The sequence below is a fragment of the Nevskia ramosa DSM 11499 genome, assembly GCF_000420645.1.
GTDB classification, from domain to species: Bacteria; Pseudomonadota; Gammaproteobacteria; order Nevskiales; family Nevskiaceae; genus Nevskia; species Nevskia ramosa.
On sequence record NZ_ATVI01000006.1, the window covers coordinates 589,824 to 602,696 of the forward strand.

Sequence of the window (12,873 nt, forward strand, 5' to 3'; positions counted from 1 at the left end):
ACTTGTCGCCTCAGAGCGGCAGGTCGTGCACCTGGACGCCGCTGGCCGATTGCCGCGCCTTCAGCAGCATCGCATCGGCGACTTCTTCCGCCGTGATCGGCCGGTACTTGCGCAGCGGGCCCACGCACAGCGGCGACAGCAGCGGCGCCAGCTTCTGGCCGAACGCTTCGGCAGGACGGGATTCGCTGCGCGCACCCAGCAGCAGCGACGGCCGGAAGAACTGCGTGGATGCGAAGCCGACCGCCGCCACGTCCTGCTCCATGCGCGCCTTGAGCCGCGAGTAGAACGCCAGCGAGGTCGGGCTGACTCCGGCGGCGGACACGCCGAAGAAGCGCGTCACGCCACTCGCCTGCGCGGCGCGAGCCACGGCCAGCACCATCGTGTAGTCGACCCGCTCCAACCCGGCATTGCCGCCGGCGGCCTTGGTCGTGGTGCCGAGGCAGCAGAACAGATCGTCGGCGACCAGCGGATCGGCGAGGTCATCCAGGTTTTCGAGTGTGGATTGCACGAAGCGCAGCTTCGCGTGGCCGAGCGTCGGCGCGCGGCGTCCGAGCACGATTACCGTGGCGTATTCGGGTGCGGCCAGCAGCCGGTCGAGCAGTGCGGTACCGACCAGGCCGGTGGCACCAACGAGGAGAGCGATGCGAGCCATGGACGATCCGGTAGCCAGTCAATCAGAGGGACGAGTGTAAGCGAGCGGGTCAGGCGGCCCGAACAGTCGCGTTAAAGTGGCGGCCCTACTTCTGCATCCCTTCGTCGTTCACATGAGCATCTGGAAACAGCCCGTCACCATCGGCCAGGAATGGCCGATTCCCGCGAACAGCCTCGGCGGCCATCTCGGCCTGAAAGTCACCGAGATCGGCGTCGATTACCTGCGCGGCACGATGCCGGTCGACCATCGCACCGTGCAGCCGTTCGGTCGCCTGCACGGCGGAGCATCCTGCGTGCTGGCCGAAGAACTCGGCAGCATCGCCGCCTTCCTATGCATTCCTCCGGGCACCGGTGCGCCGGTGGGGCTGGACATCAACGCCAACCACATTCGCCCGCCCACGAGCGGCATCGTCATCGGCACCGCGCGGCCGCTGCATATCGGCCGCAGCACGCAGGTCTGGGAAATTCGCATCGTCGACGAGCAGGATCGGCTGGTCTGCATCTCGCGACTGACCGTTTCGGTGATCGCCATCGACAAGGCGAAGCCTGCCGGCTGACCGCTTTTCCGGGCAACCAGGGTTCGGGCGATCACGCCTTTGACGGCTTGACTGCGGGCTGAGGCTATCGGCAGATTGCGACTCTTCCGATGAGGGTCGTCCCATGCGTCTACCTGTCGCTGTCGGCCTGATTCTGAGCCTTGTCCTGCTGACGCCAATGGCGCAGGCCGCGGTACCCACCCTGAACTTCACCGCCGAGCCGACGACCATCGCGCTCGGCGCCTCGACGACGCTGCGCTGGACATCGACCGGCGCCACCGCCTGTACCGCCAGCGGCGCCTGGAGCGGCAGCCAGGCCACGAGCGGAACGCGCGTCAGCAAGCCGACCGCCGGCACCAAGACCTACACGCTGAGCTGCACCGGCAGCGGTGGCTCGGTGAGCAGCAGCGTCAGTGTCGTGGTCGTGCCGCCGGCACCCGAACTGACGCTGAGCGCCAGCCCGACGACGATCACGCTCGGCCAGTCGGCCACGCTGAGCTGGGTCAGCAAGAACGCCACGTCCTGCACCGCCAGCGATGCCTGGTCCGGCAGCAAGCCACTCAGCGGCAGCGAAGTGGTGACGCCCACCGTGGTCGGCATCTCTGGTTACGATCTGCGCTGCCGGGTCAGTGGTGGCGGGCGCGTCGATCGTACGGTGGCGATCACCGTCAATCCCGCGACCGCGCCGTACGGCCTGAGCAGCCGCCCGGTGCTGGCGCCGCTGGCCTTCCCATCGCAGAGCGTGCAGCAGGGCGAAGTGGCGATCACCAACGCCTTCCCGAACCTGCTGTTCCAGCTGCCTCTGTTCGTCACCGCACCACCGGCCGACACCGGCCGGTTGTTCGTCGCGACCCAGCCGGGCCTGATCCAGGTGTTCGCGAACGATCCGGCAACCACCGTGGTGAAAACCTTTCTGGACCTGCGGGGCAAGGTCAATCAAAGCGGCGGCGAACTGGGCCTGCTCGGTTTCGCCTTCGATCCGGACTACAGCAGCAACGGCTGGTTCTACATCAATTACAACCCGCTCGGCGGCGCGCTGCGCACCCGTATTTCCCGCTTCCGCGTCAGCGCCAATCGGGACGTTGCCGATCCGGCGAGCGAAACCGAGCTGCTCGAATTCGCCCAGCCGTTCGCCAACCACAACGGCGGCTGGCTCGGCTTCGGCCCGGACGGCAAGCTCTACATCGCCACCGGTGACGGCGGCGATGCCGGCGATCCGATGGCCAACGGCCAGAACCTGAACGTGTTGCTCGGCAAGACCCTGCGCCTGAACCGCGATGGCAGCATCCCGGCCGACAATCCCTTCGCCGGCCAAGCCGGACGGCGCGGCGAGATCTGGGCCTATGGCCTGCGCAATCCGTTCCGGATGAGTTTCGACCGCGCCACCGGCCGGCTCTGGGCCGCCGATGTCGGTCAGAACAATTACGAGGAGGTGGACGTCATCAGCCGCGGCGGCAACTACGGCTGGAGCGTTCGCGAAGGCCGGCACGGCTATCCGACTGCCGATGTTCCGAAGCCGGCCGGCAACAACTTCATCGATCCAGTCGCCGAGTACGACCACGCCACCGGTTGCAGCATCAGCGGCGGCTACGTCTATCGCGGCAGCGCGATTCCGGCGCTGATCGGCCAGTACCTGTTCTCGGATTTCTGCTCGTCGACACTGCTGTCGATTCCAGCCAGCGGCGAACCGGCCAAGCCGACGGCGCTGGCTCCGATTCCCGGCAATCCCAGCTCGTTCGGCGAAGACGCCAGCGGCGAGGTCTACATCACCTCCTACGACGGCCGCATCTACAAGCTGGTGCGCGGCACCGGCACGACGCCGGGTCCGACGTTTCCGCAGAAGCTGTCGCAGACCGGGCTGTTCAGCAATCTGACCAACTTGACGCCGAATCCCGGCCTGATCGAATACGGCGTCAAGGCCACGTTCTGGTCCGATGGCGCGACCAAGCGGCGCTGGCTGGCGCTGCCGAACAACGGCCTGATCGGCTTCACGGCGGATCGCGCCTGGACCTTCCCGGCCGACACGGTCACCGTCAAGCACTTCGAGATCCGCCTCGCCAACGGCCGCACGCGGCGACTGGAAACCCGGGTGTTCGTCCATCAGGCCGATGGCTGGGCCGGTTACACCTACAAGTGGAATGCTGCCGGCAGCGATGCCGATCTGCTCGCCAACGCCGAGTTCGAAACGCTCACCGTCGCCGGCGGTGCGACGCAGGTTTACGAGTACCCCAGCCGCAGCGCCTGCCTGAACTGCCACAACAGCGCCGCCGGCTTCGTGCTCGGCATCAAGACCCAGCAGATGAACCGCAGCCAGAAATTCCCCAGCGGGGTCACCGATAACCAGTTGCGCGCCTACAACCATGTCGGCCTGTTCGATCGCGACATCGGCAGCAGCAGCCAGTACCGCACGCTGGCCAATCCGGCCGATACCACCACCACGCTGAGCCGCCGCGCCCGCGCCTACCTCGATACCAACTGCGCCCAGTGCCACCAGCCCACTGGCCCGACGCCGGTCGACATGGACCTCCGCGCCACCACCGCAATGTCGGCAACTCGCACCTTGAACGTGCCGCCGAGCGGCACCTCGCTCGGCCTGCCGAACGCCCGCCGCATCGCCTCCGGCAGCAAGGAATCCAGCCTGATCTGGGAACGCATGCGCCGTCTCGACGACAACCGCATGCCGAACATCGCCAGCCATGTCGTCGATGCCGATGGTGTTGCGCTGATCGGCCAGTGGATCGACTCCGGAGCGCCCTGAGCGATGAGTAAAGCCCGCCACATCACCGAAGCCCGGCGCTTCACCGATCTGCCGAACATCGGCCCGGCGATGGCGGGCGACTTCGTGCAACTCGGCCTCAAGCAGCCGCAGGACTTGCGCGGCGCCGATCCGCTGCGGCTGTATCGCAAGCTCTGCAAGCTGACCGGCCAGCGCCAAGATCCCTGCGTGCTCGACACCTTCATCGCGGCGGTCGACTTCGCCAACGGCGCCGCCGCCAAGCCCTGGTGGGCCTACACCGCCGAGCGCAAGCGCCTGCATCCCGATCTCTGAACCCGAACAATGAACGACGCCATCTGGTCCCTGCATCCGCGACTGGCGGCCGACACCGTCCCGGTCGGCGATTTCGTCCTCTGCCGCCTGCTGCTGTCGAAAGACGCCCACTATCCCTGGCTGATCCTGGTGCCACGCCGTGCGGATATCCGCGAGATTCACGAACTCAGCGAGGCCGATCAGCAGCAATTGCTGTGCGAATCGATGCTGCTGTCGCGAGCGCTGATGACGGCGTTCGCGCCGACCAAGCTGAACATCGCCGCGCTCGGCAACATGGTTCCGCAACTGCACGTCCACCATATCGCCCGCTTTGAAACCGACGCCGCATGGCCGGCGCCGGTCTGGGGGCGGGTGCCGGCGATCGATTACGACGAGACCGCGCGTTCGGAACGAATCAGGACGCTGCGTGAACTGCTGGGCGAGACGCTGAATCCCGCCGACTGAACAGTCGTCGCCAGAACGGCGTTCACGCAATCCAGACATTTCGAGTTCAGTACGCCACAGTATGGAAAAGCGCAGCACCGCTGATACACTCGTGCACCAGCGCGCCGCAAGAGCGCGCCCCAGGGCGTAAAAAGGGGCTGCAAATGAACCGGAAATTGTCTGCTGCGGCCGTCCTGGCCGCGGTGCTGATGCTGTCCTTCGCCAGTGCTGCCACCAAGCCGGCGAAGCCTGAAGCTCCCTCGACAGTGACAACGCCGCCGGCGGCCGATACTTCTTACGGCATGACCCTGCGCTCGGTGTCGCTGGAAGATCTCGCCAAGCGCGATCTGCTGCCGCTCGGCACCTACAAGGGCACGCCGCAGCTCAATGAAAAGCGCGCCTGGTACGACGAAAATTTCTACGCGACCCTCGCCGCCCGCAAGGTCTGGCCCGATGGCGGCCAGCACTACACGCACGACTGGCAGGGGCCGATCAGCTGGAAGTTCGCGCCGATCCCGCAGGCCGCACCGCCGCCTTGCGGCGAGCCGCAGCCCACCGGTTACGACACCGAGTCCTGCCGCTATGTCGGCACCCTGTTCAAGGACGTCGAAGCCACCGATCCGGCCAAGGCGAAAGCGCTGCGCGCCCAGGCCCGGCGCGGCCGTGACGTCTGGTTCAAGGGCACCTTCGGCAACCAGGACGAGATCTACCTGCACTTCGCCCGCACCGTGCCGAACGGCATGGCGGACATCTGGTACCCCTGGCTCGACACCCGCGAGCGCGGCAAGCGCTTCGAGAAATACGGCCTGATCAACGATCCGGACTGCAGCGAAGGCGATGCCTCGACCTACTGGTGGGACCGTTGCCCGGATGAACACTCCAGCGGTGTGCTCGGCTATCGCAAATACACGGCCGATCCGACCAAGGACACGGCTGGCAAGATCGTTTTCGATCCGCTCAAGTCGCCGTACCAAGCCGATGAGCTGAAGAAGAACCTGCGCTACGTGATCGGCCATCCCTGCGTGCAATGCCACGTCGGTTTCGATCCGACCCGGCCGCCGGTCAATCCGAATCTGCCGAAATGGGAAAACCTGTCGGCGACCATCGGCAATCAGCACATCAATCAGCCGACCATGTTCTTTCAGGGTGCGCCGGAGGATTCGCTGGCCCGCATCGCGCTGCAGGCCGGCCGCAACGGCACCATCGATACGAGTCTCGTCGCCAACGATTTCCAGAACAATCCGGGCACTCAGAACAACATCATGGATTTCCAGAATCGGCGTGTCTTCACGAACACGATCAAGGATCCGATCACCGGCAAGCTCGAAAAAGGCCGCACCCAGCACGTGCTGAAAGGCGGCGAAGATACGGTTGGCGATCACCTCGCGCTGATCCGCGTCTACGTCAACATCGGCATGTGCACCGAGGAATGCTGGACGCCGAACTTCCCGAGTCCCGGCAGCTTCTTCGGCGAGAAAGCGGCGCAAAAACCATTTCGCATCGCCCAGTGCGCGCGTGACTGCGAGCCCTGGAACTACGCCGACGCCAAGATGGACGACCTCGCCGCGTTCCTGATCACCGGCGGCCCCACCTATCTGCCGGCGGCGAAGGATGTCGATGGCAAGGCCGGCCTCGACTACATCGATCTGAGTAAGGTGCCGCAAGGCCGCAAGGTCTTCGCCCGCGAATGCGCGAGCTGCCACAGCACCCAGGTGGCGCCGGAGAACGTGCGCCAGGACAAGGCGGCGCTGGAGCGTTACTACGAAGGCCACGTGTTCGGTTCCGAAGCGCGCTGGCAGCAGGAATTCAGCGAAGCCGAGCGGACCAGTCCGGCGTTCATCGCCAAGCACATGGCCAAAGACGCGAAGGGCGTGCTGCGCCCGGCACAGTTCGCCAAGGACGACGTCTTCGGCCAGGACTGGCTCGGCAACGACGAGCCGACGCCGTTCAACATCATCGGCACCAACATGTGCCGCGCGCTGCACGACAACCACAACCAGGGCCATATCTGGGAAGAGTTCTCCAGCGAGGACTACAAGAACCGGCCGTCGCCGGGCAGCCTGCCGAACGTGCTGAACCGCATGGTGCCGGGCCTCGGTGGCACCAAGATGGGCGAGCACAAGATCGAAGGCGGACCCGGCTACTACCGCAACATCTCGCTGCTGTCGGTCTGGGCCACCGCACCGTTCCTGCACAACAACGCGATCGGCGAACAGACGCGGCTGGCCGACGGCAAGACGCTGGACTACACGGTCAAGGGCCGGGTGACGCAGTTCGAGCAGGCTTTCGACGAGCTGATGACTTCGGACAATCCGGCGATCACGCCGCACCGGCCGCAGAAGTCGACGGTCATCGACCGCGACTTCTGGCTGGCACCACGCGAGGACGGCCAGGGCCTGCTCAAGCTGCCGGTCTCGAAAGGCACGCCGATCGCCAACTTCGCCAGTGCCGATCCGCACCATCCGCTATTCATGAAGTGCGATGACCCGATCGAGAACAAGGGCCATCAGTTCGGCGTCAGCCTGTCGCCGGCCGACAAGCTGGCGCTGCGCGAATTCCTGAAGCTGATGTGATCGAGGCGATGCGCGCCGTCATTGCCGTTGCCCTCGTCGCCAGCCTGCTGGCGGCTTGCGGCAGCGACGAAGGCAGCGGCATCACCCAGCTTTCGAAGCAGCCGGGCGCGCTGGCCGCGGATTCACCGAGCGCGCGGCTGATCCCGTCCGACGATCTGCCGCCGGCCGGAACGCGCTCGCTGTTCGATCATCTGATTGCCGCCAACGGCCAGATTCCGTATCCGTTTCCGAAGCTCGTCGAACTGATCCGCAAGAACGATCCGGACGCGGCGCCACCGCTGACCCTGCTGATTCCGCATGGCCGCTCGCTGCTCAAGGGCCTGGCCGATGACACGCATCCGCGCGTGCTCGCTGCCGCCGATTTTCAGGCCGCCAGCACGCCGGTGTCGCTGGGCCTGAATCCACGAGGCCAGCTGTTCCTCGGCTTCGTCGAGAACGCCAGCGAGATCGAAGTGCTGAGCTACAACGAGGCCGCTGGCCGCTACGAATTCCAGCTGGTGCAGAACTACTGCGCTGGCTGCATCCCCAAGCTGGTCTACGCCAAGCGCGCGATCTGCACCACCTGCCATCAGGGCGCCGTGCCGATCTTCCCGCAGCGGCCGTGGAACGAAACCAATGGCGCGCCGGCGACCGCGGCGGCTATCCAGGCCGCGCGCGGCAACGACCAGCCCTATCTCGACGTGCCACCGAGCAATCCGCTGGCCGTGCCCGAGCGCTTCGACCAGCTGACCGATGTCGGCGGCTTCATCCCGGCAACGCAGCGCATCTGGATCGATGCCTGCGGCGCTTCGGTCGCTTGCCGCCGGACGATGCTGAAGCTCGCGCTGACCTGGCTGGAGAATCCGGCCGGCTTCGATGCGCAATCCGCCGAGGCCGCGAAGCTGCGCGAACTGCAGACGGCGGGCTGGCCGAAGGACGGCATCGCCGTCGCCGAAAGCGACCTCGCCAATCGCGACCCGATCGAGGAAGCACGCGGCTTCAAGGGCTGGCTGCGCAGTCTGACTTTGAGGCAGCCGAAACCCGGCGACGGCGCCAAGACCAACGAGGATCTCGAAGCCTTCGACCGCCTGCCGAAGCTGACGGCCGCCTTCGATCCCCTGAGTCGACGGCCACCGAAAAGAGTGCTGAACGCCGCCGATCTCGATGGCGTGTACGGGCTCGCCGCGCTGTTCTCCGATGCCGATCGCTCCTTGCTGGAAGCTGCAGCCCGCTTCGATGCCGCAAAGCTCGTGTCTGTGGTCGACAAGATTGACGACGCCTTCTTCGCGCCGGCCGTCTATTCGCGAGTGCGGACGATGAACGCGCTGCTGACCGTGCTCGGCGCCAAGCCGCTGAACTACTGCTGCCTCGATACCGCCGAGCTGTCCCCGCCGGTCGCCAGCGGCGAGCCGCCGGTGACGCTCGCGGCCGGTTCGCCGCTCGCGCACTTCGAGCAGTACTGCTTCGCCTGCCATCGCGGCAATCCGTCGAAGAAGCTGAACTTCATGAGCGGTCCGGACGAAGCCGCCGTGCTCGCCAACATCAAGGCCAAGGACGCGATCCGCGAGGCGCTGGACTGGCCGCGCTACCAGGGCACCGACAAGGCCAACAAGCTGATGCCGCCGGCCGATTCGCTGCAGCACGAGCGCTTGCAGTCAGCTCTGGCGCAGAATCCGAAACTGCTCGAGCAGATGCGGGCGGTGGTGCCGGGAATGTTCGATTTCTGAGGCTGGCTGAATCCATGACCCACTCAAAACCCTCGTCATTCCCGCGCAGGCGGGAATCCCGTTCTGCGGTTCTGCGCCTGCGTCGACCCTGGATCCCGGCGTTCGCCGGGATGACCCTGTTGATGGTCTGCGCAGCGGCCCCGGCCCAGCCGGTTTTCGCACTGATGTACAAGCAGCAGTTCGGCTACGCGCCATCCTGCAATGCCTGCCACAAGGATGGCGGCGGCACCGCGCTGAATCCCTACGGCGAAGCGTTCAAGAAAGCCGGCAAGGACCTCGCGGCGTTCAAGGCGATCGACAAGCAGGATGCCGATGGCGACGGCTTTGCCAACGCCGACGAGGCCATCGCGAAAGCCAATCCCGGCGTGAAGACCTCGACGCCGAAAGCACCCGGCGACTGGCTGGACGCCTTGAGCCTGATCCCGAAGGAAGTGCAGGCCCGCTTCCCAGGCGTGAAGACCTGGCTGCCGAAGGACGCGCTGCTCAGCGACGCCGATGTCGCCCGCGCCGCCACGCTCGGCGCGACCCTGAGCAAGGCCGACGACAACACCATCTACATCCCGCTGGCCGATCAGCGTCCGTCTGGCACCGCGCTGATCTTCGCCGCCGAATATCAGGGCAAGCCGTTCTACCTGCTGCTGACCACCGACCGCGCGCTGACCGTTGCCAGCGTCGAGCCAATGAATACCCGGCAGGTGCCGGACGCCGCGAAGAGCAAGGTCTACGCAACGTTCAAGGGCGTGCCGGTAGACAAGCTGCCGGCGGCGACCGGCAGCGATCTCGATGCGGTGATCACGGCGGCGGTGAAGAAGGCCGGCACCTTGCTGTTCGTGCGCCTGAAGAATGCTTAGGTCAGGCCTCGCCGCATTGCTGCTGACGCTGGCCTGTCTGGCCAGTCCAACGTCGCTTGCGGCCGATACCGCACCGGCGACGAGCGAAGCTGCGCCCGCGGAGCCAGCGAAGGACGGCTTCGACTTCTTCAGCGACCAGCCCGTCGCCGCTGCCGAAGTCGTCGTACTGCCGCCGGAGAAGCCGGCCTGGCAGACCATCGGCGGGCCGATCGCGCTGGCCGCGTTCTTCTTCGCGCTGAACCTGATCATCTGGCGGCTGGTGCCGTTCTCTTCGCATTCGATCGACATCAACCTGCGCAACTTCCCGCCAGCCGCAAAGCGCGGCATCGCGATGGCGGTGGTGATCTTCGGTATCGCCTTCGTGTTCGGCGCCTCGGAGATTTCCTACCAGCTGAACCTGCACGGCTCGGCGAGTGCCTATTTCGAGCAGATGTCGCTCGGCAAGCTCATTGCCTTCAGCCACGCCCACCTGTTCGGCTTCACCACCAGCTTCTTCATCGTCGGCATTCCGTTCTCGCTGCAGTTCAACCAGCTCAAGCTCTACCAGTGGGTGTTTCCGGTTGGCCTCGCGGCCAGCCTCACCGACGTGATCTCCTGGTGGGGCATCAAGTTCGTGTCGGCGAACTTTGAATGGATCAGCCTGTTCTGCGGTCTGTTGTTCACCATCAGCTACGGCTGGATGCTGATCGGTCTGCTGCGGGTGCTGCTGTTCCCGGAAGTGATCTGGGGCAGCGACAAGGACAAGGACGAACGGCTCGCACAACGGCGTGCGCAGCAGGCAGACAAACATTGATCGGGCATTGACCGGCCACGGTCGCAGCAAAGCGTTTCTCGTACGATGAACGCACAGCAACCCCTAGAAAACGCTGAACGGCCGCAGAGGGCCGAAGCAACGACCTCCACACGGTCCCAGAAAAAGGTTCAGGAGCAGACATGAATTACTTCGTCACCGGCGCCACCGGTTTCATCGGCAAGCATCTGATCGAGCGCCTGCTGGCGCGCCCGGATGCCACCATCCACGTGCTGGTCCGCGCATCTTCGGAAGACAAGTTCGCCGCCTTGCAGGAGCGCTACGGTGATGCCGGCGACCGGCTGCAGATGGTCGCTGGCGACATCACCACGCCGGGCCTGGTGTCCGCCGCGGAGCTCAAGAAGCTGAAGGGCAAGGTCGGACACGTGTTTCACCTGGCCGCCGTCTACGACATGAACATGGACGATGCGACCGGCGATCGCATCAACAACGAAGGCACGCGCAACACCGTGGCCTTCGCCAACAGTCTGGGCGGCGACGTGGTGCTGCATCACGTGTCGAGCGTGGCGGTGGCCGGCGGCGATTTCGTCGGCACTTTCACCGAAGCGATGTTCGACGAAGGCCAGCCGGTCAAGCATCCGTACTTCCGGACCAAGTTCCAGTCCGAGAAGATCGTCCGTGACGAAGCCAAGGTGCCGTTCCGGGTCTATCGTCCCGGTGCTGTTGTCGGCCATTCGAAGACCGGCGAGATGGACAAGATCGACGGCCCTTACTACTTCTTCAAGACCATCCAGAAGCTCAGCCACCGGATTCCGAAGTGGCTGCCACTGCTCGGCATCGAAGGCGGCAAGGTGCCGATCGCGCCGGTCGACTACATCGCCGATGCGCTCGATGCGATCGCCCACAAGGACGGCCTGAACGGCCAGACCTTCCATCTGGTGCAGTCGAACAGCCCCAGCGTCGGCGACCTGATCCAGTCGATCCTGAAGGCCGCCCACGGGCCGCGCTTCAAGAAAAAGTTCGAGCTGCCGACGATGCCGGCCTCGATGCGCAAGTTCGGCGGCCAGATGGGCGGCGCCTTGCCGGCCAGCGTCAAGAAGCAGATCGCCAAGGCGATCGGCGCACCGCTGTCGGTGCTCGGCTACATCACCAACCGTGCCGTGTTCGACGACAAGAACGCCCGCGCCGCGCTCAAGGGCACCGGCATCAAGTGCCCGGAATTCCGCGAGTACGCGAAGCACCTGTGGTCGTACTGGGAGCAGTTCCTCGACATCCACTACGAGCCGAGTGCCGAGCTGATCGCCAAGGTGAAGGGCAAGGTGATCCTGGTCACCGGCGCCTCATCGGGCATCGGCTTCACCACCGCGAAGAACCTGGCGATTGCCGGCGCCCGGGTCATCCTGGTGGCGCGTACCGAATCGAACCTGATCGAAACTCAGGAGATCATTTCCCGGGCCGGCGGCGAGAGCTATGTCTACCCCTGCGATCTGATCGACATGAAGGCGATCGACGCCATGGCCGCGAAAGTGCTGCGCGACTTCGGCCACGTCGACATCCTGATCAACAACGCCGGCCGCTCGATCCGCCGCGCAGTGATGGAAAGCTTCGACCGCTTCCATGACTTCGAGCGGACCATGGAGCTGAACTACTACGGCGCCGTGCGCCTGATCATGGCGCTGCTGCCGACGATGACCGCGCGCAAGAACGGCCACATCATCAACATCAGCTCGATCGGCGTGCTGGCCAACGCGGCACGCTTCTCGGCCTATGTCGCCTCCAAGGCCGCGCTCGATGCCTTCACCCGCTGCCTGTCGGCCGAAGTGAAAGGCAGCAACATCCGCACCACGGTGATCTACATGCCGCTGGTGCGCACGCCGATGATCGCTCCGACCAAGATCTACAGCTACGTGCCGACCTGGTCCCCGGACGACGCCGCCGACACCGTGATCAAGGCGATCCTCGACGAACCGAAATCGATCGCGACAACTCTGGGTACTGCCGCTGCGGTCAGCTATGCGATCTGGCCGAAGGTCAACGACTACATCCTGTCGAAAGGCTTCCAGCTGTTCCCGTCATCAACCGCCGCACGTGGCTCGAAGGACAAGGACTCGAAGGCCGACAAGCCGACCCTCGAACAGGTGGTGTTCGCGAATGTGTTCAAGGGCGAGCATTGGTAAACACGACGACCACCCGGCGAGGGGTTGAATGGCCGATAGGCCAGAGGGCGGCTTCATCGCCGGGGATCGACGGCAAGGTCGTCGGGTTCAGGCGGCGACAGTTCGAGGCTCGAATTCGCGCGATCTAAAGGAAGCCGCCAGCTTTGGCCCTCGCGG

Annotated in this window: 10 protein-coding genes; 9 read left to right on the plus strand and 1 reads right to left on the minus strand. The window is 65.2% G+C overall.

All coding sequences use genetic code 11. From position 1 onward, the window contains the following. Positions 1-10 precede the first annotated feature (10 nt). Positions 11-652 (minus strand): NAD(P)H-binding protein, encoded by a 642-nt coding sequence (locus tag G513_RS0109495; protein ID WP_022976604.1) that lies wholly within the window; start codon positions 650-652, stop codon positions 11-13. Between the two features lie 112 nt (positions 653-764). On the opposite strand from G513_RS0109495, the gene G513_RS0109500 reads away from it, so the two are divergent. The 9 genes from G513_RS0109500 to G513_RS0109540 all read left to right on the plus strand — a co-directional run bounded on the left by G513_RS0109500 (position 765) and on the right by G513_RS0109540 (position 12,717). Continuing rightward, the gene (locus tag G513_RS0109500) at positions 765-1,208 is read left to right on the plus strand and encodes a hotdog fold thioesterase (RefSeq protein ID WP_022976605.1); all 444 of its coding nucleotides are present in this window, start codon (positions 765-767) and stop codon (positions 1,206-1,208) included. A gap of 103 nt (positions 1,209-1,311) precedes the next feature. After that, a complete protein-coding gene (locus G513_RS22330; protein ID WP_022976606.1) occupies positions 1,312-3,945 on the plus strand; it encodes a PQQ-dependent sugar dehydrogenase in 2,634 nt (877 codons plus the stop codon). Positions 3,946-3,948: 3 nt separating this feature from the next. Beyond that, entirely contained in the window at positions 3,949-4,236 is a 288-nt protein-coding gene (locus G513_RS0109510; protein WP_022976607.1) for a helix-hairpin-helix domain-containing protein, read from the plus strand. A 9-nt stretch (positions 4,237-4,245) separates the two neighbouring features. Then, positions 4,246-4,680 (plus strand): HIT domain-containing protein, encoded by a 435-nt coding sequence (locus tag G513_RS0109515; RefSeq protein ID WP_022976608.1) that lies wholly within the window; start codon positions 4,246-4,248, stop codon positions 4,678-4,680. Between the two features lie 143 nt (positions 4,681-4,823). Next, on the plus strand, positions 4,824-7,232 hold the full coding sequence (locus tag G513_RS0109520; protein ID WP_022976609.1) for a hypothetical protein: 2,409 nt from the start codon (positions 4,824-4,826) through the stop codon (positions 7,230-7,232). Between the two features lie 8 nt (positions 7,233-7,240). Beyond that, entirely contained in the window at positions 7,241-8,938 is a 1,698-nt protein-coding gene (locus G513_RS0109525) for a hypothetical protein (RefSeq protein WP_156891511.1), read from the plus strand. A gap of 110 nt (positions 8,939-9,048) precedes the next feature. Continuing rightward, positions 9,049-9,789, plus strand: a complete 741-nt coding sequence (locus G513_RS0109530; RefSeq protein ID WP_022976611.1) for a hypothetical protein — start codon at positions 9,049-9,051, stop codon at positions 9,787-9,789. A 16-nt stretch (positions 9,790-9,805) separates the two neighbouring features. Next, a complete protein-coding gene (locus tag G513_RS0109535; RefSeq protein ID WP_022976612.1) occupies positions 9,806-10,582 on the plus strand; it encodes an Aq_1264-related membrane protein in 777 nt (258 codons plus the stop codon). A 140-nt stretch (positions 10,583-10,722) separates the two neighbouring features. After that, positions 10,723-12,717, plus strand: a complete 1,995-nt coding sequence (locus G513_RS0109540; protein WP_022976613.1) for an SDR family oxidoreductase — start codon at positions 10,723-10,725, stop codon at positions 12,715-12,717. The last annotated feature ends 156 nt before the right edge of the window (positions 12,718-12,873 follow it).

Coding starts and splice junctions, on each gene's coding strand:
- G513_RS0109515 (WP_022976608.1), top strand. CDS start 4,246: ATGAACGACGCCATCTGGTCCCTGCATCCGCGACTGGCGGCCGACACC.
- G513_RS0109495 (WP_022976604.1), bottom strand. CDS start 652: ATGGCTCGCATCGCTCTCCTCGTTGGTGCCACCGGCCTGGTCGGTACC.
- G513_RS0109520 (WP_022976609.1), top strand. CDS start 4,824: ATGAACCGGAAATTGTCTGCTGCGGCCGTCCTGGCCGCGGTGCTGATG.
- G513_RS22330 (WP_022976606.1), top strand. CDS start 1,312: ATGCGTCTACCTGTCGCTGTCGGCCTGATTCTGAGCCTTGTCCTGCTG.
- G513_RS0109500 (WP_022976605.1), top strand. CDS start 765: ATGAGCATCTGGAAACAGCCCGTCACCATCGGCCAGGAATGGCCGATT.
- G513_RS0109525 (WP_156891511.1), top strand. CDS start 7,241: ATGCGCGCCGTCATTGCCGTTGCCCTCGTCGCCAGCCTGCTGGCGGCT.
- G513_RS0109510 (WP_022976607.1), top strand. CDS start 3,949: ATGAGTAAAGCCCGCCACATCACCGAAGCCCGGCGCTTCACCGATCTG.
- G513_RS0109530 (WP_022976611.1), top strand. CDS start 9,049: ATGACCCTGTTGATGGTCTGCGCAGCGGCCCCGGCCCAGCCGGTTTTC.
- G513_RS0109540 (WP_022976613.1), top strand. CDS start 10,723: ATGAATTACTTCGTCACCGGCGCCACCGGTTTCATCGGCAAGCATCTG.